Source organism: Luteolibacter sp. SL250 (genome assembly GCF_026625605.1).
Lineage (GTDB): Bacteria > Verrucomicrobiota > Verrucomicrobiia > Verrucomicrobiales > Akkermansiaceae > Luteolibacter.
This window is the reverse complement of record NZ_CP113054.1, coordinates 2,937,822-2,963,575: the sequence shown is the minus strand read 5'-3', so window position 1 is coordinate 2,963,575 and position 25,754 is coordinate 2,937,822. Positions and strand designations below refer to the sequence as shown.

At 61.6% G+C, this 25,754-nt stretch carries 21 protein-coding genes and 1 tRNA gene; 10 read left to right on the top strand and 12 right to left on the bottom strand.

The annotated features are described in order from the left end of the window. Positions 1-175: 175 nt before the first annotated feature. The 3 genes from OVA24_RS13090 to OVA24_RS13080 form a co-directional block, all read right to left on the bottom strand. Positions 176-595 (bottom strand): hypothetical protein, encoded by a 420-nt coding sequence (locus OVA24_RS13090; RefSeq protein ID WP_267670283.1) that lies wholly within the window; start codon positions 593-595, stop codon positions 176-178. A 95-nt stretch (positions 596-690) separates the two neighbouring features. Beyond that, entirely contained in the window at positions 691-1,170 is a 480-nt protein-coding gene (locus OVA24_RS13085) for a hypothetical protein (protein WP_267670282.1), read from the bottom strand. Positions 1,171-1,319: 149 nt separating this feature from the next. Next, positions 1,320-2,189, bottom strand: a complete 870-nt coding sequence (locus OVA24_RS13080) for a helix-turn-helix transcriptional regulator (protein WP_267670280.1) — start codon at positions 2,187-2,189, stop codon at positions 1,320-1,322. 111 nt (positions 2,190-2,300) lie between these two features. Here OVA24_RS13080 and OVA24_RS13075 point away from each other — a divergent pair, with 111 nt between their 5' ends. From OVA24_RS13075 to OVA24_RS13055, 5 genes are read left to right on the top strand one after another with little or no spacing between them, the layout of a single operon-like run. Then, positions 2,301-3,170, top strand: coding sequence for a phosphoenolpyruvate hydrolase family protein (locus tag OVA24_RS13075; RefSeq protein ID WP_267670278.1), 870 nt, complete (start codon positions 2,301-2,303; stop codon positions 3,168-3,170). Between the two features lie 12 nt (positions 3,171-3,182). Continuing rightward, entirely contained in the window at positions 3,183-4,412 is a 1,230-nt protein-coding gene (locus OVA24_RS13070) for a Tm-1-like ATP-binding domain-containing protein (protein ID WP_267670277.1), read from the top strand. Positions 4,413-4,466: 54 nt separating this feature from the next. Continuing rightward, the gene (locus OVA24_RS13065) at positions 4,467-9,329 is read left to right on the top strand and encodes a PVC-type heme-binding CxxCH protein (protein WP_267670276.1); all 4,863 of its coding nucleotides are present in this window, start codon (positions 4,467-4,469) and stop codon (positions 9,327-9,329) included. A gap of 14 nt (positions 9,330-9,343) precedes the next feature. After that, entirely contained in the window at positions 9,344-9,727 is a 384-nt protein-coding gene (locus tag OVA24_RS13060) for a cupin domain-containing protein (protein ID WP_267670274.1), read from the top strand. Between the two features lie 21 nt (positions 9,728-9,748). After that, the gene (locus OVA24_RS13055; protein WP_267670272.1) at positions 9,749-10,870 is read left to right on the top strand and encodes a right-handed parallel beta-helix repeat-containing protein; all 1,122 of its coding nucleotides are present in this window, start codon (positions 9,749-9,751) and stop codon (positions 10,868-10,870) included. A gap of 34 nt (positions 10,871-10,904) precedes the next feature. On the opposite strand, the gene OVA24_RS13050 is transcribed toward OVA24_RS13055, so the two are convergent. Next, positions 10,905-10,980 (bottom strand) — tRNA-Ala (locus OVA24_RS13050). A gap of 144 nt (positions 10,981-11,124) precedes the next feature. Here OVA24_RS13050 and OVA24_RS13045 point away from each other — a divergent pair. Beyond that, complete coding sequence (locus OVA24_RS13045) at positions 11,125-12,369, top strand: C39 family peptidase (RefSeq protein WP_267670271.1); 1,245 nt, start codon at positions 11,125-11,127, stop codon at positions 12,367-12,369. Here OVA24_RS13045 and OVA24_RS13040 read toward each other — a convergent pair. Next, on the bottom strand, positions 12,366-13,895 hold the full coding sequence (locus tag OVA24_RS13040; protein WP_267670270.1) for an aldehyde dehydrogenase (NADP(+)): 1,530 nt from the start codon (positions 13,893-13,895) through the stop codon (positions 12,366-12,368). The two genes, OVA24_RS13045 and OVA24_RS13040, sit on opposite strands and share 4 nt — an antisense overlap. A 61-nt stretch (positions 13,896-13,956) precedes the next feature. Continuing rightward, positions 13,957-14,760, bottom strand: a complete 804-nt coding sequence (locus tag OVA24_RS13035; RefSeq protein WP_267670269.1) for a choice-of-anchor K domain-containing protein — start codon at positions 14,758-14,760, stop codon at positions 13,957-13,959. Between the two features lie 135 nt (positions 14,761-14,895). Between OVA24_RS13035 and OVA24_RS13030 the strand changes: the two genes are divergently transcribed. Further along, positions 14,896-15,558, top strand: coding sequence for a hypothetical protein (locus OVA24_RS13030; protein ID WP_267670268.1), 663 nt, complete (start codon positions 14,896-14,898; stop codon positions 15,556-15,558). 108 nt (positions 15,559-15,666) lie between these two features. Continuing rightward, positions 15,667-17,244, top strand: a complete 1,578-nt coding sequence (locus OVA24_RS13025) for a glycogen synthase (protein WP_267670267.1) — start codon at positions 15,667-15,669, stop codon at positions 17,242-17,244. A 274-nt stretch (positions 17,245-17,518) separates the two neighbouring features. Here OVA24_RS13025 and OVA24_RS13020 read toward each other — a convergent pair whose 3' ends face one another. The 3 genes from OVA24_RS13020 to OVA24_RS13010 are packed head-to-tail and all read right to left on the bottom strand — an operon-like array spanning position 17,519 to position 20,101. Beyond that, positions 17,519-18,469, bottom strand: coding sequence for an N-acetylmuramoyl-L-alanine amidase-like domain-containing protein (locus OVA24_RS13020; protein WP_267670266.1), 951 nt, complete (start codon positions 18,467-18,469; stop codon positions 17,519-17,521). A gap of 44 nt (positions 18,470-18,513) precedes the next feature. Then, a complete protein-coding gene (locus OVA24_RS13015; RefSeq protein ID WP_267670264.1) occupies positions 18,514-18,864 on the bottom strand; it encodes a DUF488 domain-containing protein in 351 nt (116 codons plus the stop codon). Positions 18,865-18,877: 13 nt separating this feature from the next. Then, the gene (locus OVA24_RS13010) at positions 18,878-20,101 is read right to left on the bottom strand and encodes a hypothetical protein (RefSeq protein ID WP_267670263.1); all 1,224 of its coding nucleotides are present in this window, start codon (positions 20,099-20,101) and stop codon (positions 18,878-18,880) included. Between the two features lie 128 nt (positions 20,102-20,229). Here OVA24_RS13010 and OVA24_RS13005 point away from each other — a divergent pair, with 128 nt between their 5' ends. Next, on the top strand, positions 20,230-20,652 hold the full coding sequence (locus tag OVA24_RS13005) for a group III truncated hemoglobin (protein WP_267670262.1): 423 nt from the start codon (positions 20,230-20,232) through the stop codon (positions 20,650-20,652). On the opposite strand, the gene OVA24_RS13000 is transcribed toward OVA24_RS13005, so the two are convergent. Together OVA24_RS13000 and rnhA are read right to left on the bottom strand one after the other, a co-directional pair. Further along, positions 20,640-21,584 (bottom strand): LpxL/LpxP family acyltransferase, encoded by a 945-nt coding sequence (locus OVA24_RS13000; RefSeq protein WP_267670261.1) that lies wholly within the window; start codon positions 21,582-21,584, stop codon positions 20,640-20,642. The two genes, OVA24_RS13005 and OVA24_RS13000, sit on opposite strands and share 13 nt — an antisense overlap. Before the next feature lie 65 nt (positions 21,585-21,649). Further along, the gene (rnhA, locus tag OVA24_RS12995; protein WP_267670260.1) at positions 21,650-22,144 is read right to left on the bottom strand and encodes a ribonuclease HI; all 495 of its coding nucleotides are present in this window, start codon (positions 22,142-22,144) and stop codon (positions 21,650-21,652) included. Between the two features lie 73 nt (positions 22,145-22,217). Here rnhA and OVA24_RS12990 point away from each other — a divergent pair, with 73 nt between their 5' ends. Beyond that, complete coding sequence (locus OVA24_RS12990; protein ID WP_267670259.1) at positions 22,218-22,676, top strand: tetratricopeptide repeat protein; 459 nt, start codon at positions 22,218-22,220, stop codon at positions 22,674-22,676. A 43-nt stretch (positions 22,677-22,719) separates the two neighbouring features. Here OVA24_RS12990 and OVA24_RS12985 read toward each other — a convergent pair whose 3' ends face one another. Beyond that, entirely contained in the window at positions 22,720-25,728 is a 3,009-nt protein-coding gene (locus OVA24_RS12985; RefSeq protein WP_267670258.1) for a PVC-type heme-binding CxxCH protein, read from the bottom strand. Positions 25,729-25,754: the final 26 nt, after the last annotated feature.

The window sequence follows — 25,754 nt, the reverse complement described above, 5'->3', positions numbered from 1 at the left end:
TCTCGACGGAGTCCGGACCCATTCCGTCACGCAGGGTCCATGACAATACGCCAAACAGTATGCCGAGAATCGATGAAAGGATTGCGAGGCAAATCCCAATACTCCGGAAGGGATTTATCTGAGACCCCATACGGTCAAGCTAGGTGGCTCCCCATAGGGCGCTGTGATAGGACCTTCATTCGCATGTTCCTGCTTGCTTCGTCAATTTCTCTCCAGTGAAAGCACGAAGGCCACGATCTCCGGAAAGCATCAATCCCGGGATCGCCAGAACCACCAGATCGATGACCGCGAGTGGAAGGAACGCCGGATGGGTATGATCAATTCCCCATGGCGCGAGCCTCAGATTCAATCCGGGAAAGATGAGTGCGATGGCAAACATGGTTCCGACAATGATGGGGATGGCGATGGCCCATTTGCGGGCCGCGGGAACTCCTCGTTTCAGGCATGATCCCAACCAAAAGCAAAGAGTGAAAAAGAAGGTGATGGCAAGGTGCCCCGTCCAATAGCAGATCCCGAGAGCGATGGCGGAGCATGCCAGGTCAATCCAGCCAAGGATCCTGTAGTAGCTGCCGGTGAGGCTGCGAAGATGGTTCACGGGCATCGCGTCAGTTTGCGAGCAATTTTGACCAATCATCATTGGGTGACAAAAATGATGTGATTAGCGTCAATCGGCTGTGGTCCATCCTACCTTCAAGCATCCCAATCCGAAACAATCTTCCCATCGATCTCATAGGAAACCGCTTGGATTCCAGGGAAGTTTTTCATGATTGTCGCTTCCAATGCGCCCTTCACGGACTGCTGGATACCGGCGGTATTGTTCAGGTAGCGCATGGATTCACCAGTGAACGAAATAACGAAGGTTTTTCCCTCGATTCGCGCGCCGCGGAAATAGGACCCCAAGGGCTGAGCACCCTCGAAATGCGATGATCCGCTCAGGGTGTCCGGAAAAAATGGGGCCGATAGCCTTTTATCCCGAACCTGATTGCCGAGGAACAGCGTCGCAGCAACCACTCCCTCCGGAGTCTTGAAGTCACCAGGGATGGTGGAAGCCACAAGAAAATCACTCCCGTCGGATTCCGCGAATTTCCTGTTGTCCGGAAAGACCACCGTCATATCCGCGAATGCACATGATGAAAAAACGATTCCCGATGCCAATGTCAGTATATTCATGACTGGAGGATCTCTGGCTTATGGCAGCGCGGGACATACCTGTCCAGAATCAAGGACTCCTCATTACCGTGTTTCGCGTGCCAGCGCCATTCTCCTGATGGCAGCGATCCTGATCTGGCGGGGCGGAGTGTCCTGCTTCAGATAATCGGTCAATTCGTCCTCCGGAAATCCGACGGGCGCACGCCGATCCAGCTCTTGAACGTATTCGAGAAGCTGAAGGTGCTCTTGAAACCCACCTCGGTGGCGACGGATTCCACCTTTTCCTGGGTGGTGGCCAGCAGGTGGCGGGCTTTCTGGAGGCGCAGGAAGGTGACGTGCTGCATGGGGGAGCGGCCCAGTTCCTTGCGGCAGAGCCTCCGCAGGTGTTCCTCGCTGACGTGGGCAATGCCCGCGAGGTCGGTGAGGGTCCATGCCCGTGAAAGATCCGCCTCCACCTGTTGCCACAGCCGCCACAACCGGTCGTCCGGATGGGTGGGCTGGGCGAAGCGCAGGACGTAGTGGTGGATCAGCTCCGTCCAATGGTGGAGGGCGGCGGAGCTGCCAGCACCGGATGCTTCCGCGTGCAGGCCCTCGATGGCGAACTTCAGGGGCAGCGGATCGAAATTTCCCGCGACGGGGGAAAGGGCGGAGACGATGGGGGTGGATTCACGGGACTCGTCATACCGCACCCACGCGAATTTCCAGCCCTTTCCCGGCACGCATTTGAGCGCGTTCATCACAAAGGGCGGCAGCAGGCAGGCCTGGCCCTTTCTGATCCGCTTCCAAGCGCCATCCACCAGCACCACGCCTTCCCCCTCGAAGCAGGCCAGCATGAACGTGCCGGACTGCTCGGTGCGGACCACTTCATACGGCGGAGCCGCCCGCATGATGCCGGTATGGCCGATGTGGTGCTGCTTCAGCAGGGCACATACCGGACCGTCGCGGAGCCACTTCCGGGGGTCATCCGCGTTCGCCAGCACGATGGTCTGACGCGTTTCCGCTCCGGAAATGTGGCGGTCGGTCAGGGGTTCGGTGGACATTCGCGGAAGAATACGTGGAAACGGCGGAAAATTTCAATGTGGATATCGAATATCCTCAGGTGCGCGAATCGTGCTAGGCGTCCCCGGATCCAGTGCGTAAGGATAGACCTCATGCCTAATCCTTGGACCGGAACCGGAAATCCCTACACCCGCTCGGAAGTCATCGAGCGCCTCAATGACACGCTCTCGAAAGGCCAGGCGATCATCGCCGCCGGCGCTGGAACGGGCATCAGCGCCAAATTCATCGAAAAAGGCGGCGCCGACCTCATCATCATCTACAACTCCGGCCGCTTCCGCATGATGGGCCACGGCTCCACGGCGGGCATGATGGCCTACGGCGACGCGAACGCCATCGCCATGGAGATCGGTGAATACGAGGTGCTCCCGGTAGTCAACGAGGTGCCCGTCATCTGCGGCGTCCACGCCACCGACCCGCGCCGCCGCATGTGGCACTGGCTGGGCAAGGTGAAGGAAATGGGCTTCTCCGGCGTGAACAATTTCCCCACCCACACCATCGTCGATGGCCACTTCCGCGGCGTGCTGGAAGAGACCGGCATGAGCGTGCGGAAGGAGTATGAAATGGTCGCCCTGGGCCGGAAGATGGACCTCTTTTCCATCGTCTATGTCGGTTCCCCGGAGGAAGCCGCGGAAATGGCGAAAGCCGGAGCGGACGCCATCATCGCCCACGTCGGCACCACCGTCGGTGGCTCCATCGGTGTGACGAACGCCGTGGTGGGCTGGGATGACACCATCCGCCGGACCCAGGCCATCATCGACGCCGCGAAGTCCGTCCGCGACGACATTTTCTACCTCTGCCACGGTGGCCCGATCAACACGCCGGAAGACGCGGACCGCGTGATCCAGGCGACGGATTGCGTCGGCTTTGTCGGCGCATCCAGCCTCGAGCGGATGGGCGTGGAGGAGTCGCTCACCAACCTGACCCGGGAGTTCAAGAAGATCCCGCTGGAGCGCAAGAAGTAATCTGTCGTCACCATGGCCATCATCGCGGTTCTCGGAACGCTGGATTCAAAGGGGGAGGAACACGCCTACGTGGCGGATCTGATCCGTGCGCATGGGCACTCACCGCTCCTGATCGATGTCGGTACGGGGGCGGATCCCTCCGTCCGTCCGGATGTGACGAGAACCGAGGTGGCCGCCGCCGCCGGACTGGATTTGGACGGGCTGATGGCCCGCAAGGACCGCGGCGAGTGTGTCTCGGCGATGGCCGGGGCCGCAGGAATTTTGCTGGCAAAGCTCGCCGTGGAGAAACGCATTGATGGTGTCATTTCGCTGGGGGGCGGAGGAGGCACCGCGATCTCCACGGCGGCGATGCGGGCACTGCCCATCGGCTTTCCGAAGCTGATGGTCTCCACCCTGGCGGCGGGAAATGTCGCGCCCTACCTGGGGACGAAGGACATCGTCATGATGCCCAGCATCGCGGACGTGGCGGGCCTGAACCGCCTTTCCCGGGTGATCTTTTCCCGCGCGGCGGGAGCCATCTGCGGCATGGTGGAAGCCGCCGTGGACGAGGGCGACGCGAAGCCGCTGGTGGTCGCCAGCATGTTCGGCAACACCACCGCCTGCGTGACGGAGGCGAAGCGCATCATCGAGGAAGCCGGCTATGAGGTGCTGGTGTTCGCCGCCACCGGCGCCGGCGGGCGATCCATGGAGGCTCTCATCGAGAGCGGCATGGTCGCGGGCGTGCTGGACCTCACCACCACGGAGTGGGCGGACGAACTCGTCGGCGGTGTACTGAACGCCGGACCGGAGCGCATGGATGCCACCGCGAAGGCCGGCGTGCCCTGCGTGGTCGCTCCGGGCTGCCTCGACATGGTGAACTTCGGTGAAAAGGCATCCGTCCCGGAGAAATACGCGGGCCGGACTTTTTACATCCATAATCCGCAGGTGACCCTCATGCGCACCACGCCGGAGGAGTGTGCGGAGCTGGGGCGGATCATCGCCGGAAAGGTGAATGCCTTCACCGCGCCATCCGCCGTGCTGATCCCGCGCAAGGCCATCAGCGTCATCAGCGCGGAGGGCCAGCCGTTCCATGATCCCGCCGCGGATGCCGCCCTGTTCGATGCCATCAAATCCACCGTAAAGGGCGAGATCATCGAAAAGGATCTGGAGATCAACGATCCCGCTTTCGCCAGAGCCTGCGCGGAGAAATTGCTCGAATTGATGACACTGAGGAAGAGCGACACTACTGTCCCGCTTTCTTAACCCGACGAGGGGGACAGGAATGTTCCCCTACTTACTTTCCCAACCCATACATTCATGAAAAAATTCATCATCGGAACCCTCGTCGCCGGACTTCTGGCGGCGGCGGGCCACGCTGCCGAACCTCTCCGCGTCTTCATCCGGTCCGGAGAGAAAACCCACGGTCCCGGGGCGCATGACCATCCCGCCTTTCTCAAGGACTGGACGAAGCTGCTCAACGAACGCGGCGCGAAAGCCACCGGCGGCGACACCTTTCCGACCAAGGCCCAGCTTGCTGAAACCGACGTGGTCGTGATCCACGCGGAAGAGGGCGGCAACATCACCGGTGAGGACCGCAAGAACTTCGAGGAGTTCCTGAAACGCGGCGGCGGCGTGGTCGCCGTGCATGGTGGCACGGTCTCCCGTGACCCGGATTGGTACAAGACCGTCATCGGCGGATCATGGCGTTTCGGAAAGACGAAGTGGCTGGAAGGCCACCTGTCCCTCTACTTCACCGACCGGGAGAATCCCATCACCACCGGCATGTCCAACTTCGATCTCGATGACGAGATCTACTACGATATGGAAGTACTCCCGGAGGTGAAGGTGCTGGCCGGTGCCTACACCCCGAAGCCAAAGGACGCGAGTCACCCGGGCGATGACAAGCGGGTGAACATCTACGACATCCAGCCGCAGATGTGGACCTATGAGACGGGCAACCGCCGCGCGCTGGCATTCGTTCCCGGCCATCTTTACGAAAACTTCGCCCACACCTCCATCCGCACGCTCCTGCTCCGCAGCATCGCGTGGGCGGGCAAGCGGGACAACACCGACGAACTCTGCCGTCCGGAGGAACTGGGCGATGCCCTCCGCTACCCGGAAGGCGGCCCCACCCGTCCGGAAAAGGCCGCGGCGAAGATCGAGCTGCATCCGGAGTTCGAGATCTCCCTGGTGGCCGCCGAGCCGCTCATCAACAAGGTGATGAACGTCGATTGGGACGAGAAGGGCCGCATGTGGGTGGTGGAGACGCCGGAGTATCCCAACGGTCTGCGCAAGGCGAACACGGACGCATGGAAGGAAAGCGGCTCGGTCGCACCCGGAAAGTATGAGCGGGAACCGCAGGACCGCATCAGCATCCTGACCGACACGGACGGCGACGGCGTGATGGACAGGAAGCACGTCTTCGCGGACAAGCTGGAACTCGCCACGAGCTTCGTTCTCCACAAGAACGGCGTGATCGTTTCCTCCGCTCCGGACATCTGGTTCCTCGAGGACACCAATGGCGATGAAATCGCCGACAAGCGCACGAAACTCTACACCGGCCTCGGCATCTTCGACACCCACGCCGTGCTCAACAACCTCCGCTGGGGGCTGGACGGCTGGATCTATGGCACCCACGGCTACAGCGCCGGGGATGTCACCGCATTGGGTGAGGGCGGGAAGGGGAAGGCCCCGGTGAAGATCGGATCCGGCGTGGTGCGGTTCAAGCCGGACGGCTCCGAGATCGAGATGTATTCCAGCAAGGGCGGCAACTCATGGGGCCTCTGCATGACCACCGACGGACAGTGCTTCTGGACCCAGCCGACCAGCGGCATCGTCTTCCTCCACACCGTCCTGCCCGAGGCCGTGCTGGCGAAGGGCAAGATCCCCGGCACCGACAGTTGGCACGGGATGGTCGTCCGCCAGAAGCTTTTCCCGCTGATGAAGTGGGAACAGCTCGCCTACGTCCAGATCGACCTGGTGGGTTCCTACACCGCCGCCGCCGGTTGCGCAGTCTATGAAGGCGGTGCCTGGCCGGACAAGTGGAACTACAGCTACTTCACGGGCGAGCCCACGGTGAATCTGGTCAGCCACTATTTCGTGAAGCCTGACGGAGTGACCTACACCGCGGAGCGGGAGAAGGGCAGGGAGGAAACGGAATTCATCCGCAGCAGCGACCTCTGGTTCCGCCCGATCGAGAACCGCGTCGGACCGGATGGTGCGCTCTATCTGGTGGATTTCTACAACCAGGCGGTCATCCACAATGACACGCGCGGCCCGCTCCACGGACCGGCCAATGCCGCCGTCCGCCCGGACCGCGACCACTACTTCGGCCGGATCTGGAAGGTCCAGCACAAGAAGGCGAAGAAGCTGGAAGTCCCGGTGATCGACCGCAGCAAGGCGGCAGACATCATCAAGGCGTCCGCCAGTCCGAATTCCCAGACCCGGCTCACGGCCATGCGCCTGCTGCGCGAGGGGAATCTGATCAAGGCTGCCGAGCCTGTCGGTTCCGGTCCCAACAGGACCTACGAAAAGTTCGCTTCCTCCACCACACCCGCACAACGCCGCCAGGTGCTGAAAGCCTACGGCGAGGCGAAGGATGACTGGACCCGGTCCGCACTCATCGCCGCGGCATCCTCCCATGCGGTGGACTATCTCAACGAAGTTCTCGCATCGGGAGCAGCGACGGGTTCGCTGGAATCCTTCGTGGCGAACCTGCTGCCGGAAGCCCTCCGGGAGAACCCGGCGGCTGGTGCGCGTGATCTGGTGCTGGGCGTCGCAGGAGCTCCGAAAGCCCCGGCTGGTCTGAAGGCCGCGATTCTCGGAGCCCTCGCCGGACGCCAGGATATCCGGCCCGAGGTTTCCAAGGATCTCGCAACCGCGCTCGGCAAGCTGATGGATGACAAGTCCACCCTGCCTCTGGTTCTGCCACTGGTGGCGAACTGGGACCAAAAAGGCGCACTCGTGGAGCGGACGAAGGCTGCGGTGACAGCGCTGGACTCGAAGCTGAAGGACACGAAATCACCGGAAGCGGTCCGCATTTCCTCAGCCCGCGCACTGGTCGGAGTTGGTACCAAGGAATCGCTCGGTGCGGTCGTCAATGTTCTGAAAAACACCGGAGATGCGGAGGGCGTGCAGAAGGCCGCCCTGACCGCCCTCGCGGAAACCAACCACATCGAGGAAGTGGTGCCGATCCTGGACCATCTCCGTCCGTCGCTGATCAATGAGGCGTTCGATGGCATCCTCAAACGTTCCGAAGCATCACTCGCCCTGCTGGATGCGGTAGGCGGAGGTTCCATCAAGCCGGAGACATTCGGCCCCGGAAACATCGCCCGGCTGCGGACCCACCCCGACAAGAAGGTGGCGGACCGTGCGAAGGAGCTGGAAAACAAGCTGAATCCGGGAGGGAAGGCAAAGGCCGAGATCATCGCCAAGCTGCTGCCGGAAGTGTCGAAGCCTGGAAACGTGGAGAACGGCAAGATGCTTTATGCCGCCGCCTGTGCCATCTGCCACCGTTTCGGTGACGTGGGGGACAAGGATGTCGGCCCGCCACTGACGGGCATGGGTTCCCACGGTGCTGCGGAGCTTCTCGTCCACATCGTGGACCCGAACCGCGAGGTGGACCCCAGTTTCTGGCAGTGGAACGTCACCACGAAGAAAGGCGAAGCCCTGGCCGGTGTCATCACCAGCGAGAACTCCGCCGCCATCACCCTGCGCAACCAGGGCGGGGACACGGAGATCAGGAAGGATGACATCGCCACGCGGGAGAACACGCACCGCAGCCTCATGCCGGAGGGCTTGGACGGTCTCGGCGGTGAAGGGCTCCGTGACATCCTCTCCTACATGACCGCCTCGGAAGGCCGCTACCGCGTCCTCGATCTGAGGGAGGCCTACACCGCGGACTCCCGCCGGGGCTTGTTCGCCAACGAGAATGCTCCCGGGGAAAGCGTCTTCTTCTCCGCCTATGGCAACATCGCCGCGGAAAAGGTCCCGTTCTTCCTCATGGATCCAGAGAAGAGCGTGAATGGCCGAAACCTTCTCATCCTCCGGGGTGGGGTGCGCGAAAATATCGCTTCGAAGTATCCGATCAAAGTCGAGGTCCCGGTGGACCTGGAGGCCACCCGCTTCTACCTGCTTAGCGGCATCGCCGGATGGGGTTTCCCCGCCATCAAGGATTTCCGTCCCGCCATGAAGGTCGGCGTCCACTTCGAGGACGGCCGCGTGGAGGAGACCGTCCTGCTCAACGGCATGGCCTTCGGCGACTACAACAAGGAGACGGACATTTCCGGATCGAAACTGGTGAAGAAGGTGGTCGAAAAGGGCCAGATCCGCCTGATCCGTATCGACGTGAAGAAGCCGGGCAGGATCAAGAAGCTGACGCTTGAGAGCAACAACAACGGGGTGACCCCCGTGGTCGCCGCGATCACCGCCGACCTTTCTTCCGAAGCCGCGGAGGTGGAGACGAAGACGGAACCGAAGGAGCTGGAGAAATATGACCCGAAGACGACCGCACCGACGGGGGCGAAATTCCAGGAGCCGAAGGTGGAGGGAACTCTGCGCGTGCTGCTGGCGGGCGCCGGCAGCTCGCATGATTTCCCGCGTTACTTCCTCAAGGAGGATTCTGAGATCCTGAAAACGGCCGGCGGCATCGATGTCGCGGCCACGCCGAACCTTGGCGAAGCCCTCGCGCTCATCCCGCAGGCGGATGTGCTGGTGTTCAGTGGCAATGACCCTCAATACGCCCGTCCCGACTTCCAGAAGGCCATCAATGCTTTCGCGGATGCCGGCAAAGGCTTGGTCATGCTGCACGCGGCCACCTGGTACAACTATCCGCCGGAAACCGGCTACAACGCGCGCTTCATTGGTGGCGGCACCCGCAGCCACGGCAAGGGCGACTTCGACGTGCTGGTGGTCAACAAGGACCACCCGGTGACCAAGGGCGTCTCCGCGAAGTTCGTCATCAATGACGAGAGCTACCGCATGGAGGTGCCGGATGCCGCGAAGGTGGAGATCCTCACGGAGAACCATGCGGAGGGAGCCGTCCACCCCAGCGTCTGGGTGACGAAGGATCCCAGGACGAAGATCGTCGGCATCACGCTCGGCCACGCCGCGGAGGCCCATGGAAATCCGGATTTCCAGAAGCTCCTCGTGAACGCCGTCCGCTGGGTCGCATCGAAATGAAGAATCAGTAAAATATGTCAGCATATCGTTTCACACAGCCGGGAGAGGAAGAGGTTGAAGTCATCGGCGGCAAGACGCACCTGTGGCACTCGAAGCCCGGTTTCACGGCCACGGAGGACCTCCTGTTCGTCCGCGTGCTCATCCAGCCCGGCGAGGGCCATTCTTTCCACTACCACCCTAACAAGGAGGAGATCATCTACTTCATTTCCGGCACGGCCGAGCAGTGGCTGGAGAATGAGATGCGGGTGATGGGGCCCGGTTCGTCCCTCTACATCCCGAAGGGCGTGGTCCACGCCACCTTCAACCGCAGCGACAGCCCCATCGAGTTCATCGCCGTCATCACTCCCGCCAGCGCCGAAGGTCCGGTGACGGTGGAGGTGGGTGAAAGACCCGTCTGACCGCCGCGGTATGGGCCGTCAATGAGGCGTGTCCTGTTGTTGGCATTGGCCGCGATGTTCGCGGGGAATCTGGAAGCGGAGATCCTCGATCTGCGGAAGGCCCCGTATTCTGCAGCAGGGGATGGCACGGCGGATGACCGTGCTGCCCTCGCCGCCGCCTTCTCCGCCGCGAAGAAAGGCGACACCATCCTCGTGCCCGCGGGTGACTACCGCATGGTGCTGGGCAAAGGCCGCCTTACGATGCCCGATGGCGTGACCCTGCTGGGTGAAGGCGGGCGCTCGAAGTTCCTTCTCGTCTCGGAAGGTGGCAAGCCGGAGCACCGGGAGTTCCTCCAGCCCGGCTCCTCTTCCGTAGTGCAGGGGCTGACGTTTTCCCGTGAGGAGAACTTCGCCGCGGTGCTGTTCCCGTTGTTCGGGGAGAGGGACGGGATCACCTTCCGGGACTGCGTTTTCGAGGGCGGCGTCGAGCGGTTTCCTGGAACCTATTGCCATGCCTTCCAGGTGGGCAATGGCTCACTGAAGAACCTGACGCTGGAAAAGATCGAGTTGCGGGGCTTCACCTTCGGCCTGTTCCAAGCCAACCAGGCGACCGGCTCCGTGGAGGGCGTGATCGTGAGACAATCGTTGTTCGAAAAAAACAAATCCTCGGATCTGGAATTCAACTCTCCCAAGGGGAAAATGACCGACATCCGGGTGGAGGACTGCACCTTCCGGGATAACCTGAGCAAGACCCCCACGGGCGGCTTCGCCGTCGGTTTCGCCAATGTCCAGCGCGGCTCGGTCGAGCGCTGCCGGATCGATGGCTACGGGGCGGAAGCCCTCCATGTGGAGGATCGTTCCGAAGACATCCGCCTCTCCGGCAACACCATCGTCGGCGGTTCGAAGATCCAGACGAACGGGGTCATCCTCGTGGTCAACGATTCCCGGAAAGTCGTGATCGAGGGCAACTACATCGACGGTCGCCCGAATGAAAACAAGGTCCACCTCGTACTGGTGACCGCAGGCGGTCCGAAGTTCCCGAATCCCTCGGACGTGTCCGTGAAAGACAACGTCCTCCTCAACGGCGCGAAGACGGTGAAATGGTATCTCCAGAATGGAAGCGGTCCGGAACCGTCCGGCAACGTGGTGATGGGATTTCAGTGATCCTCATCCATTCATCCCCATCAAAGTGTGGGAATGGTGGAGCGTAGCGGATTCGAACCGCTGACCCCTTGCATGCCATGCAAGTGCTCTACCAACTGAGCTAACGCCCCTTGCGGGTTGGTCTCCCTTGCGGGAGGCGCGGCGGAGGTTTAGATACGGGGATGGGTGCGTGCAAGACGTTTTTTGAAAATGTTGCGGGTTTCTCTTCCTGAGTGGCCTTGCCATGGCTTCCGGGGGCGGAGTAGGGTGGGTGGATGAAGCGGATGATGGTGGTGGCCGTTGTGGCGGTGTCGGGCTGGATGGGTGTCCTGCGCGCGGCGGAGAGCAGCATGGAGTGCAAGCTGGATGGCCTGATGGCGTTTCCCCAAGTGTGGGAGATGACGCCGGAACAACTGGAAAAGGACTTCGGCGGAGCGAACGGCAAGCTGATGAAGTGGCTGACGAAGGACAAGACACGGGCGAAGTTCAGCCGGAAGCTCTATTCCAACGTGGAGATCGACCTGAAGACCCTTGGTGGCGAGGTGCCGCTGGAGGAGGCGGTGGTGGATTTCGCCGGTGGAAAGGTGAACGTGATCACCTTTTCCGTCTTCAACCGCGGGGATGGCGGGGACATCCCGAAAGAGGAGTTCGAGAAGCGCTTCAAGGCATGTGGCGCGGGGATGAGCAAGGTCCTTGCGGCGAAGCCGTCGGTGATGAAGGCGGACCGTCAGCAGGGTTTGCTTTCGGAAGGCTACCGCTGGGCGTCCGCTGCGGGCATCGCCGTTCTGGAATACAATGAGGGTGCGTTGGCGGACCAGCCCCGTGAGTTCCTGCGGCTGCGGGTTTCCCGGAAAGGTGCGACCGGCGGGCTGGCCGCCGCCATGCTGGCCAGCCGGGGCGGCGCGGCGGTGAAGCTGTCGGATCTGCCGGCGAATGTGGTGAAGGAGGAGGACGGCAGTATCCACGTCGCCGGGCTGCCGATGGTGGATCAAGGGAACAAGGGTTACTGCGTGGTGGCCTCCGTCCAGCGGCTTTTCGAATACTTCGGGATCGGCGCGGACATGCACCAGATCGCGGCCGTTTCCGGTGCGGATCCGGAGAAAGGAACCAGCACCATGGCCATGGCCCAGGAGCTGGACAAGATCGACTACCGCTTCAAGACGCGCCTGAAGATCCTCGGAATGACCGCGCAGAAGGGGGGACTTGTGCAGGTGGAGCGCGACTTCGTGGTCGGCAGGCCGATCGACGAGGCCGCCTTCATGAAAATGGTGAGGACCTACGTGAACAACGGTCTGCCGTTGCTTTGGTCGCTCGAACTCGGATTGTTCAAGGAAGAACCGGACCTCAATCCACAGACGGCGGGCGGGCACATGCGCATCATCACCGGTTACAACGACAAGGACCAGTCGATCATTTTCTCCGACTCTTGGGGAGCTGGGCATGAAATGAAGCGCATGAAGATGTCCGAAGGATATCAGGCGACCCGGGGCCTGTTCGCCCTGCAACCGACCGTTCGCTAGCCGTTGAAATCCGGAAGCAATCCGGCGGGGAAATTCTGATAGGCGACCGGTCGGACGAAGCGCAACAGCGCGGATGGCCCCACCGCAGAAAAGCGGGAGTCACTGCACGCCGGCCACGGTCCGCCATGCTGGATGGCGGAGTTCACCTCCACGCCGGTAGGTACTCCGTTGAGGATCACCCGCCCTGCGGTTTCCTCCAGCAGGGGGATGAGTTCCACCGCCTCCGGATCATTGTCTGCGGTGAACAATGTGGCGGTGAGTTGCCCTCCAAGCACATGAAGAATGTGTTGGATCTGTCCCAAGCCGGACCAGGTGACGAAGATCGAAAGAGGTCCGAAATATTCCTGCCTCAGGAGGCTCTCGGCCAAGAACGACTCCGCATCCGTCCGGAGAATCTGGATGCTACCTTCCAGTGAGTCTGGTGTGGCCTCCTTGCAGGCGATGACGGAGACGGATGACAAAGCCCGGAGTTTCCCTGATCCTTCCACGAAGGCGGAATGGATGCCCCGGTGGAGCATGGGCACCGGACGGATGGAGGCCACTTCCGCGGAGATGAGATCCAGGAAATGTCGGCTCTTGCTCCCGTCCGGCACTAGGATGATGCCGGGCTTGGTGCAGAACTGTCCGGCATCGGTCGTGATGGAGGAGGCCAGCAGACGGGCGATATGCTCCGGGTCCCCATCCAAGGCGGAGGGCAGGATCACCACGGGATTGAGGCTGCCCATCTCGGCGAAGACAGGGATGGGATCCGGCCGCTTCGCTGCGGCGTCGATGAAGATGCGGCCGACATGGGTTGACCCGGTGAAACCGACCGCCCGGGTGGCAGGGTGCGTCACGAGCGGAATGCCAAGCTCCTTGCCGCTGCCTTGGAGCATGGAGAATACACCAGCGGGCAGACCAGCCTCGGTGACGGCCGCATTGATGGCGCCAGCGACCAGTTCGGAAGTGCCGGGGTGCGCTTCATGGGCCTTCACCACCACTGGATTTCCCGTAGCCAGTGCGGACGCGGTGTCTCCACCGGCCACGGAATAGGCGAGTGGGAAGTTGCTGGAGCCGAACACCACCACTGGACCAATGGGGCGGAACACCCGCTTCAGATCGGGGCGCGGCGACGGCTTGCGGTCGGGCAGGGGCGGTTCATGCCGGAGATCGAGCCATGATCCGTCCCGTGCGATGGCAGCGAACATCCGCAGGTGGCCTGTGGTACGGTCCAGTTCCGATTGCAGCCGGGGAATCGGCAAGCCGGTTTCCAGACGGGCGCGCTCCAGCAGGATATCCCGCATCGTGGTGAGGTTTTCGGCGATGGCTTCCAGGAATCCGGCCCGGATCTCTCCGGAGGAGGTCCGGAAGGTGCGGAAGGCATCCCGCGCCGCGGTCATTGCGTTCTCCACATCCTCCGCGGAGGCCGGGAAAAACTCGCCCGGCAGATCCTCCAGCGTGATGGGAGAAAATACGGTGAATCCCCCGGCGGTGGGTGGGAGATGCTTCCCTGCAATCAGGGACCCGCCATGAAACGATGAAGCCATTGGTCTGCTGTGAAACCAATGGCCTTGATTGCCCGCGGATCAAGCGCGGATGTGGCGGGTATCAGCGTTTGCGCCGGCTGATGAGAGGCAGGGCACCGAGAAGGCCGATGAGCAGGGTGGAGGGCTCCGGCACCATCGCCACGTTGGGCGTGGTGGTGAAGCGGCCGATGATCTCCGCGCGGCTGGTGCCCCCCTCATAGGCCCGGAATTCCGTGCCCGTCGAAAGCGTGTTCAGCGTGTCCGCATCCATCTTGAAGGACAGTTCGAGGTAGTAGGCGTTGCCGGAACTGTCCTTGTAGCCGGTGGGCGAGAAATGATTGGAGAGGGAGACCACGTCGGCGTTCTGTTCCGCGGTGCCGTTGTTCGGGGTGTTGACCAGGTTGCTGGTGAAGCTGGTGTTCATGGTGCCACCGTCCGACGGGAAGGTGAACGTGAAGGCCATGTCCACCGAAGAGGCTCCGGTGGAGCTCTGGATGGTGCCGTTACGGTAGTAGAGGTAACCGATCTGGAAATCCTTGCCCGGTGCCGCGTTGGTGACATCCACCGGGATGAACCAGAGCGCGCTCGGGTGTGCATAGGTGTCGGAGGTGGAGGCACGCCCCCACTGGAAGAATGCGGCTCCGGCAGGTCCTGTCGTGGCAATGCCGGATGGCGCGTCCGTGGTGTCCGCGCCGCTGTTGTAGCCGTTGGAGAGGTTGTTGTCCCGGACAAGCAGGCTGTTGGACCCCTCCTCTACGGGATTGGTGAAGCGCCCGCTGACCAGGAAGGAGGGATTGCCGGAGATGGTTTGGCCTTTCGCTTCGCGCACGGATGTGACCAGTGCGATGACGCCGACACAAATGAACAGGAAACGGGTGGGGGACATAAAGGGGGGGAGGGGGTAAGGGGAAACCGCCCACGGGGGGTGGACGACGGGAAGATCATGCCGCGGATCTCCCGGGAATGATATTACGGGATGCCGTAGGATCAGCGGCAGCCGGACAAATGGCGCATCCTCCGCTTGTTCGCTTGGCTCCCGCCCGAGGATCTCCCTATGTTCCACGGCATGTCGAAGTATGCCGGTGAGCAGGTGTTGGTGGTTCCGCGTTCGTTGCTGGAAGAAATCGGAATGTTCCATGGGATCAAGGGAGAAGGCATTGAGCAGGCGCTTGAAAAGTTGCTGGATCCCGCGAACCACTTCTTCATGGACCGGGCGGAGGCGGAGGAAGATCCGACCCACAAACAACTGATCCCGTACTGCATCTTCAAACACGGAGACCGGTTGCTGCACTACACCCGGGGCAAATCCGGCGGCGAGAACCGCCTCCACGCCAAGTTGTCCGTGGGGGTCGGTGGACACATCAACCCCGTGGACACCGGAGATGGCAGAACCGGCAGAGCCGCATACTTCGCCGCGGTGGAGCGCGAGATCGAGGAAGAGTTGGACATCCCCGGTGGTTACCAGCAACGGATCATCGCGCTGCTCAATGACGACACCAATCCCGTCGGCCAAGTCCACCTCGGTGTGGTGCATCTCGTCGAACTCCCCGATGGTGCCGTCACATCAAAGGAGGATGCGTTGGCGGAGCTTTCCTTCAGCACCATCGAGGATTTGAACGGCTCGCTTCACGAACGGCTCGAAACATGGTCCCAGCACTGCGTCCGGATCTTCAATCAAGGGTGAGATTGCGCGAAATAAAGGCATCTCCGGTGAGATTGATGTGGAATAGCCCGCGGATTTGACCTAATGCTCGGAGGTCCCGCCCCTCTCTCACTTTCCGCAAAAACCCCGATGTCTTCGCTCCCCAAGCCCGAGAAGCCCCGTATTCTCATCGTCACCCCCGAAATCACCTATCTCCCCCCCGGCATGGGCAACATGGCCCAACGGATGTCGGCGAAAGCCGGTGGTCTGGCGGACGTTTCGGCATCGTTGGTCTCCGCGCTGTTCGAGCTGGGGGCGGATGTCCACGTGGCGATGCCGAACTACCGGCGGATGTTCCAGGGGGATGTCTTCAACCTCCATGAGAGGGAGCTGAGAAAATACCACGAAGTCCTGCCGGAGGCCCACATCCACCTGGCGGAGGACCGCATCTTCTACTACCGGGAACACGTCTACAGCAACCATGCGGAGGAAGCGATGAAGATCGCCCTCGTCTTCCAGCGGGAAGTCATCAACAACGTGGTTCCCCGGGTGCGCCCCGACCTCATCCACTGCAATGACTGGATGACGGCGCTCATTCCGGCCATGGCGCGCCGCCGTGGAATCAAGAGCCTCTTCACGGTCCATAACATCCACACCCGCCAGGTTTCCCTCGCTCAGGTGGAGGAAACGGGGATCGACGCCGCTGAGTTCTGGATGAACCTGTATTTCTCCGGTGCCCCTTCGAGCTATGATCACGCCCGTTCCCATGTGCCGGTGGATCTTCTGACGTCCGGCATTTTCGCCGCCCACTTCATCAATACTGTCAGCCCGCGATTCCTGTGGGAGATCGTGGAAGGCTGGCATCCCATGGTTCCCCACACCGTACGCCAGGAACTCCGCCACAAGTATCTGGCCGGTTGCTCCGACGGCATCCTGAATGCTCCGGATGTTTCCTACAACCCGCTCACGGATGATTCCCTTGCGTTGAATTTCGATGACAGTGATTTTGTCACCGGAAAGGCGGCGAACAAGAAGGCCCTGCAACTGGAACTCGGGCTGGAGGAGGATGAAACCGCGCCGATCTTCTTCTGGCCGTCACGCCTTGATCCGGTCCAAAAAGGTCCGGAACTGCTGACGAACACGCTTCATCGTCTGGTTTCGGAATACTGGAACCGCAACTTCCAGGTGGTCGTCGTGGCGGACGGTCCCCACCAACGCTGGATCCATGAGATTGTAGAACGCTTCAACCTGCATGAGCGGGTGGCCGTGCGGAACTTTGAGGAACGCCTGTCCCGGCTCGCCTACGCGGGTTCGGACTTCATGTTGATGCCATCCTTGTTCGAACCGTGTGGACTGCCGCAGATGACCGCGCCGATCTATGGCTCCCTGCCCATCGTCCATGCCACCGGCGGACTCTATGACACCGTGCGCAATCTGGATGCGAACACTTCGACCGGAAACGGCTTCCGGTTCGACACCTACGATGCGCGCGGCTTCCGCTGGGCGATCGACGAGGCGATGAAGTTCTTCGCCCTTCCGGCGGAGACGCGCGCCCGCGAGATCGGTCGTGTGATGAGAGAGAGCCTGAAGGAGTTCAGCCACAAGGAAGTCGCCCGCCGCTACATCGCCATCTACGAACAGATGCTCGCGCGTCCGCTGGTGGAGAAGGAAGCGGGAGAGGAAATCAAGGAAATCGCCGAGCGCGAGGCCCAGATGGTGCAGATGTGATTGACCTGTCAGTACCCCGCGAGGTGGTCCCGGAAACAGAACACACATCCGGTCACATTCACCGCGAAGAGCAGCAATGCTGCCGCACGGATCGTCCGTGATCTGGCTGCATGGTATGCCCGGATGCCAAAACCCATGCCCGGAATAAGGAAGATGAAAGTTTGCATCGCGTCGCCGACCATGAATCCTCCCAAAAGAAAACATACAAGACTGCCAGCGAGCGACGGCCAACCGCTCCAACGGGGCACACTTGGCACCTGATCCAGCACATTTTTCACTGCTTCGCCATGTTCTGCTTCCAGAGTGGCGATGGCACCAGCTCGTTCGGCCGGCAGATGATGATGCCGGCGTGTTTGGCGGTGCCGTTCACGTAGTCCGCGATCGGGCGGTCGATGATCGTCATCCGCCCCTTGTCACGGTCGGAGGTGGCGTGGCAGAAATAAGCACGGTCCTTCACCCGCAGGATGAGGCCCACGTGGGAGGTATAGCCGAAGGTGCTGTGGGTGGTGATGGCGCAGATATCCCCGTCCTGGAGGTATTTCTCGATCCCGCGGACGTTCTGTTTCGGAACGTGGTGGACGGGCAGGCGGGACACTTGGGCCTCGATCTTGCCCATGGGGCTGACGAGCGACGGATTGTTCTTCAGGTAACGGTAGGCTTTCCACTGGACCGTCATCTCGCGGATCTCCCGTTCGATCTTTACGGCTCCGGGGATGCGGCGGGTGATGTTCTCCGCCAGGCCGCGGCGCTGGTTGTCATGGAAGACTTCCTCCAGATGGTGCATGCGGCTGAGATAGCCACCCGTGCAAGTGCCGTTGCGGTAGCGTTCCACTTCGATCATGTGGAGCATGTCCTGCGGCTTGTAAGGGCCGGGCTTGTAGCGGAGCATCCGTGCGAACGCCAGGGAGTTCTCATAGTACGTCCAGCAGTCCATGCCCGCGAAATTCACCGAGGGTGACTCGATCCTGTCGTCGATCTCCAGCGTGTAGTTCACGTAGGGAACACCCACCAGCTCCCGGGCCACCCGCATCGTCCGTTGTGGCAGCGGGAGGTTCCGCCAGTTCTCACGCTCCGCCTTGGCCACCATGGCGTGGAACTTCGCCTCACCCTTGAACACAGTGTCGAGCGGCAGCCGGAGAGGGCAGGGGGAACCCACCTTCTGGGCCACTACGGCGGTCGTGCAGGCGGAGAGAGAGAGGAAAACCGCGGCGATCTTATGGATCATGACCGCCAGAATACGCCGGAATTCCCGGAAGGAAAGACGAAGGTTCAGCCGCTTTTCAGAAGAAAATCCCGCAGCACCAGCGCGTGGTTGTGTTCCTCGTCCCGGGCGGCGTGGAGGAGGGTGATGGGGCCCTCCTTCAACGCAGCTCTCAGGATCCCGGCCGGAGCGTCCAAGGAACGCAGTTCAGCGAGGTAGCGTTTCCTGAACTCCTGCCAGCGTTCCGGATCATGGTTGAACCATTTGCGGAGTTCCGTGGAGGGGGCGATTTCCTTCAGCCAGACGGCGGAGCCGAGATCCTTTTTGGAAACCCCGCGTGGCCAGATGCGGTCTACCAGGAACCGGCTGCCATCTTCCCTGGAAGAAGGTTCATAAACCCGTTTGAGGTGGATCTTCATGGAGGTGGAGGATTCATGGATCATCAGCGAAGCCGGGCACGGTTTCATGGAGGATCTCCAGGATCCGCTTCCGCTCACCCTCCGGGATCCAGCCGCATTCATTTCCGGAGGTCAGCCGCTTTTCCAGCTCCAGGAACACCGCATCCTTCACCGCAGGGGGGAGGGAAATGAAAGCCTTCGAGTGGATCATGTAGGAACAGCGGTTTTTGAACAGGCGGTTTCCAAGATGGAAATCCGCGAGGGAATCGCCCGCCTTGGTTTTCGGAAAGCGTGCGGTGAAGGAAGTCTGGTATCCGGCTGCGCCATCCACGCCACCGTCGCCCATCGGAGCCTCATCCTTGAACAACATCACGTCCACGATGGCGCGGGCTTTCGCTTCCGCCAACAGGACAGCTTGCCTTCCTCCGCTGGCCTTTTCCATCCAAGAAGCCCTGCGGAGTTCCATGGAGGCGTTGATCAGCAGGTTGTGTATCAGGCACTGGTGTTCCAGCACCATCAGGGCGACGATGTCGCTGGTGTCCGTCAAATAGCGCGAGGAATCAATCTTTCCGGAAACCGTCTTCAGCCTCTCGGGCGGCTGGTCGGGCAACAGCCCCCCTCCGGGCGTGAAAATCCGGTTGCCCAGGTGGGGCAGGGCGCTGCCGCCGGTGACGTAGTAGCCCGCCCAGCGCTTCGGCAGCGGCGTGCGGTGGTCCGTGCGGGTCGAGCCCAGCGGCAGCAGCAGATTGCCATCGGCATCCGTGGGGACGGAACGCACGGTCAGTCCGGGGACCAGCTCCGTGCGGCGGGTCGCGTGACAGTTCAGGCAGGAGGTGGTGTTTCTCTGAATCTCCAGCTTCCGCCCGCCCGGTTCTGGTTCGATGAAATAGAACACCACCCCCAGATGGTCATCGTGGATGATGAGTTCGAACCCTCCGCCCAGAACGTGACCGACGTAGGCATTCTCATTGAAATGGATGGCCCGCGGTTTGCGAGGGTTGATGAAGTAGTTTTGTGCGCTGGTTTTAGAATATACGAGGATCTGCGAGGACTCCGGGATCTCCAGCAGACGGAGGAGGAACCGCAGGGTTTCCTGTTCGCTGTCTTGTGGCAGGCTGGTTCCTTCCTCGACCAGCTTGGCAAGTGGGTCGGTCGCAGCAGTCTTTGAGTAAAGGATCGGCGGCAGATCCCACATCTCCTGGGCGGTGACCAAGCCGGATATGGCGGTCAACACGATGATCGGAAGGTGGAATCTCATGGGTGGTTGCCGGACGATACGCGCCCCGTATGGATTTCCTCCCCATCTAAATGCAGGCGATTTGATCCGGATCAAGAAAGGATCCCATCCATATTGGAAGGCGGGGGAAACCGATGGAGAATATCCCCATGAATGCCACCCAGGACGGCAAGGCGGACATCCTCGGACGGGAGGACATCGAACGGTTGGTGGATCGATTTTACGCATCTGTCAGGCAGGACCCCGTCCTCGGGCCTGTATTTGATGAGATCGCGGAAGTGAACTGGGATCATCACCTGCCGAGACTCTGCGACTTCTGGGAGACCGTCCTCTTCCGCACGGGCAGTTACCGGGGGAATCCGCTCGCCGTCCACAGACATCTCCTCGGCCGCACACCGATGGACCGTGCGATGTTCGACCGGTGGCTGGATCTGTTCAGCAGTACCGTGGATCGGCATTTCGCGGGGGACAACGCCGGCCACATCAAACGCGTGGCGGGGGACATGGCGAATGTGATCCACAGCCGGCTCCATGAGCTGCCACAGGGAGTGCCCGGGCGCTATGCCCGTTGATCCGGATTCTCCGTGGTCCGCTGTAGCACGGGCTCGAAGACAAACCATTGGTTCCAGCGGCTGCGGACCACATCGAGGATGGTCTTCGCCCACAGGACGGAGGCTTCCGTGTCCGGTCCACGGGTGCGGGCGGGCAGATCCAGCGCCGGCAGCACCTTCACCCGGTAGCGGCGCCAACCATCCCGCATGATGAACAGGGGGTAGCAGGAACAACCGGTGGCGCGGACGAGGAACAGCGGGCCGCGGGGCAATCTCATCCGGAGGCCCGGCTCCACCTCCACCTCCATCGGAGACACGTCGAACACCACACGATCTCCCTGCACGGCCACCAGATTTCCTTCCTGGAGGAGCTTCGCCAGCTCCACCCCCAACAGGTTGTTGTCGTGGTTGTAGAGGGTGCGGAAATGCGGATTCTCCATTTCCTTCCTGCGCATTTCCTCTTCGCGGATTTTCTGCACCTCCGGCTCCTTTTCAGGGGCACGGACCGCGTACAGCGAACGCTGGATGCGGCTGGAAAACATCGGCGCGGCGATGTCGTAGTTCCCCATGTGGGCGGTGAGGATCACGGCCCCGCCGACGTGGCCGGACAGCGCCTCCAGATTCCCGATGCCCTCGATGGCCCAGTCGATGTCTCCCGTTCCACTCTCACACCGCAGGCCGTCAACATAGGTCACGGAGAAGTTCCAGACCACCCGCCATGCGCCCAACCGCGCCCTCCATGACCCCCAGTGCGGGAACATCGCCCGCAGGTTGGCGGCGACGGCCCGGCGTTGTTTCCCGGCCATCAGGAAAAACAGCGGTGCCCAGCCGGCGATGAGAGGCGCCTCCAGGAACCATGGCACGCCAGACAGAGCCTTCCGGAGCAGCCGCGCCCAGAAATCTCCGGTCACGCCGAGTTTCCGTTTCAGTCTGCTTTCCTTGGGGGATTCCACGCGGGCAGGAGGAAACCCGCCCGATGGGGATGACGCAAGCCACGGTTTCAACGGATCACCGCGACTCAGTCCCCGGATTCCGTGAACCCGGTGTCATCGAGGAACTCCTTCTTCGCCACGGCCAGGTTCGCCAGCTCGTCACAGCGCTCGTTCTCCGCGTGGCCCGCATGACCTTTCACCCAGCGCCAGTCGATCTTGTGTGGCTTGCTGGCGGCCACCAGACGAATCCACAGATCCTTGTTTTTCACGGGAGTCTTGCCTGCGGTCATCCAGTCCCGGCGCTTCCATCCGTCCACCCATTTCTTGGTCATCGCGTCGATGACGTATTTTGAATCCGAGTGGAGTTCGATTTCACACGGTTGTTTGAGCAACTCCAACGCGGCGATGGCGGCGCGGAGTTCCATGCGGTTGTTGGTGGTGAGGCGGTAACCGGCTGAAAGCTCCTTCCGGTGGCGTCCCGCGACGAGGACGACACCGTAGCCCCCCGGCCCCGGATTGCCTTTGCAGCCTCCGTCGGTATGGATGATGACCTTGTGCAAGGCGGCGGATTCTTCCGGCATCCGTGACTTTCGCAAGCATTTCCAGTGAATACGAAATTGCTAGGGCATCCCGGATTCCCTACGATGAAGGGGCATGGGGATGACGGAATCGTTGCGGGCAGCCAGTGGCTGGCTTGATCTGGGACTTCCGGATGAAGCACTCCTGGAGTTGCAGTCGCTCGCGGAGGAGGAACAGGTTTCACCGGTGGTTCTCGAAATGAAGGTGGTCATCCAGATGGAGTGCAGATCTTGGAACGCCGCCTCAGAGACCGCACGTGTGCTGTGCGGCATGGAACCCCTCAACGCGGAGTATTTCCTCCAGGCCGCCTTCTGCCTCCACGAGACCGGGGATACCCTTGCAGCACGGAATTGGTTGCTGCGGGGACCCAAATCGCTGCTGGAGATGCCCACGTTCCACTATAACATCGGCTGTTACCTGTGGGTGCTGGGCGAACACGCTTCCGCCCGCACCCATCTGAGGCGGGCCTTCCGGATGGACCGTTCGCTGGAAGCGTTCGCGAGGACCGACCGCGACCTTGCGGGCTTCCATTGAGCATCCACTGCCTTGCGGGTCGACGGCTCCCGTTCGCGGAGGGTCACTGGTTGCCCTTGTCCATCAGCCACGCGATGAGGTCCCGGACCTGTTCCCGGGGGATGGCATCGATCAGTCCCTCGGGCATCAGGGAGTTGGGCAGGGTCTCGGTCTTTGCGATGTCCGCCGTGGGCAGGGAGATTTTCTCCGTGAGCGTCTGCAGGGAAGTCGTGCGTTCATCGCTGGCACGGATCATTCCACTGAACGTCCTGCCGTCTTTCAGGGTGATGATGGAAAGCTGGTTCTCCTTCGCGACGACCTCGCTTGGATCGAGGATGTTGGAAAGCAGGTAATCCAGATTGTCCCGCCCCCCACCGGTCAGTTCGGGACCGACGGATCCTCCTTCACCATACATCTTGTGGCAGGTGCCGCAGTATTGGGCGTAGATCTCCTTGCCCTTCTTCTTGTCCGCCTGCGACAGCGTTTTCGGGGTGAGGTAGAGTTTCCAGACGTTTGCCGCGTGGATCTTCTCCTTGCTGGCATCCCGCATCCCGCCCCACAGCCGGGTGATCTCCCCGGCCAATTCAGGAGCTTTCAACGAGCGGATCTGTCGGACCTGGAACGGCGAAAGCGAATCCGCGGCGAGCTTTCCTGAGGCGATGTCCGCAACCAGCAGCGCGGCCCATCGCGGACGGGAGATCAATGCGTCGATGATCACCGGTCGGTCCGAAGCCGGAATGACGGGCAACTGACGGAGAAGCAAAGCGGCAACCTCTGGATCGCTCTCCATGGCGAGGCGCTCCACGGCTGCAGGGCGGAGTCCGGGCTTTCCGATGAGGCTCTTTGCCACCTCCAATGAACCGGCGTCTCGGATCTTGCTGAGAGTGCGCAGCGCGGCGACTCTGGCTTCCAAAGGCGCGTTGTCGTCCACAGTCAGGGCGCGGTTGGACTCAATCGCGGCGGGATCCCTGAACAAAGCCCCCAGGGAGCGATGGAAACCGACCAAATCCGGGTTTCCCGACTCTCCGATCACGGAGGAAAGCATGGACCACGCTGGGGTGGGCTTGGGTGAGGGGACACCTTCCAGCGCTTTCGACAGACCGGCGAGGATGTCCAGCGTCCACTCGTCCGGTGCCGTCGCAGCATGCCGGATGAGGCTGTCGAATGCTTGTCCGGGATCCTCCGGATCAAGGGCGAGCCGTCTGGCAATATGGTTGCGCACGAGGGGAATGGCACAATCGACTGCCAGACCGGCCAATGCACGACGGTCGGTTGCTGCGAGAGGCTCAATGCCATACCACAGCATCAACGGAAGATTATGGTCCGCGACATCCCCGGCGTGCTTCAGCAGTGGAGCCGCGATGGCAACACGGGGTGCTACCGGGATCCTCTGCAGCGCGCTGGCGAGTGCGAGACGCACGGCGGGTGATGATTCCGTCCCGGCGATCCGGACCAGTGCGCGGATGGTTCCCTCATCGCCTGAGGCAGGTGTGGCACTGTCGAGCAGCAGGCGGATCGACCAGATCCGGACGGCTGGCTCCGGGTGGGAAAGCAGATCGATCAGCATCTTGCGGTCCGCCCCGCCGATGGCGTGGAGCGACCACAGCGCCCGGAGTTTCAGTGCGGCGGTGGCACCGTCCCGGAGATGGCTGCGGAGGGGGGAAAGCAACGGCTCCATGCTTTCTCCGGCGCCCGCACGGTGCTGGAGTGAGAGACGTGCCCGGCGCGCGAACCATTCGTTCCGGTGGGAGAGCAGGGGAAGCAGCGCCTCCGCCGGCGTGGTTCCAACGTCTGCCACGGATGGAACGGCAGGAATCCCATGGGTGATCTTGTAGATCCTGCCGGACTGGCGATGGATGCCGTCATCATCGTGACATTCCCCGGTGTCCGACCAGTCGGCGATGAAAACTCCACCGTCCGGACCATACAGCAGATCGATCCCGCGGAACCACGGATCCGCTGAGAAGGCGAGATCGGCGCGGTGGCGGCCGGTGAAGCCGCTGCCGGTAGGTTCCAGATGTTCCCTGTTCAGGCGGCGGCCATGAAAGTTGATCGTGAACAGCTCATTCCGGTATTCCTCCGGCCAGTTGTCCCCCAGATAGATCATCAGGCCCGTGTGCGCGTGGCCACCTCCGGCGGAGGAGGATTCCGCACTCATCCCCACTCGGATCTCACTCCACTTCTCCGCCGTGTCCCAATGGACATGGTCGGCATGCTGGTCGATCTGGCCGTAGATATGGGGATTGTAGTCATCGCCGAACATCCTCTTGTAATGGGCACCGGGGATGACATGCCAGAGGTGGCCGATGACCGTGTTGATGAAGAACAGTTCCCCGTGCTCATCCCAGTCCATTCCCCACGGATTGGTGGTTCCTTCCGCAACCACTTCGACCGTCTGGCGGGACGGGTGGTAGCGCCAGATGCCCACATTCATCTTCAACCTGGCTTCCGTTGGTGAGCCCGGCCTTCCCAGCAATGAATGGCCGAGAATGCCCTGCCGCCCATAGAGCCAGCCGTCAGGTCCCCAGCGCAGGCCGTTGGCCATGGTATGCCCTGACTTCTTGACATCGAATCCGTCGATGAGAGCGACGGCGGGACCGTCCGGAACATCATCCCGGTTCTTGTCCGGGATGAAGACAAGATCGGGCAGGGTCAATGCCCATACACCGCCCAGACCGACCTCGATGCTGGTGAGGCGTTCGAGTCCTTCCGCGAACACGGTCCGTTTGTCGTGCACACCGTCGTGGTCCGTATCCTCCAGGATCACGATGCGGTCGCGCAGCTTCTTCTCGTAGTATCCGCCGATGCTACCCGCATACATGAAACTCTCCGCCACCCACAAGCGCCCCCGGTCATCCAGACACATGGCGATCGGCTGACGGATGTCAGGCTCCGCCGCAAAAACGGTCGCACGGAATCCCGGGGGCAGCTTCCACTCCGACGCAGCCTGGGCGGGCGGGAGAGGCCGTGTGGTGGATTTCTCCGTATCGAAGGGTTCGGTTCCTTCTTGGGCGGGCAGTCCCACCGTCAGGGCGGAAAAACAGAGGAGGATGAAGGTTCGGACTCGGGGCATCTGGGATTCATACGAAGCCAACTCCC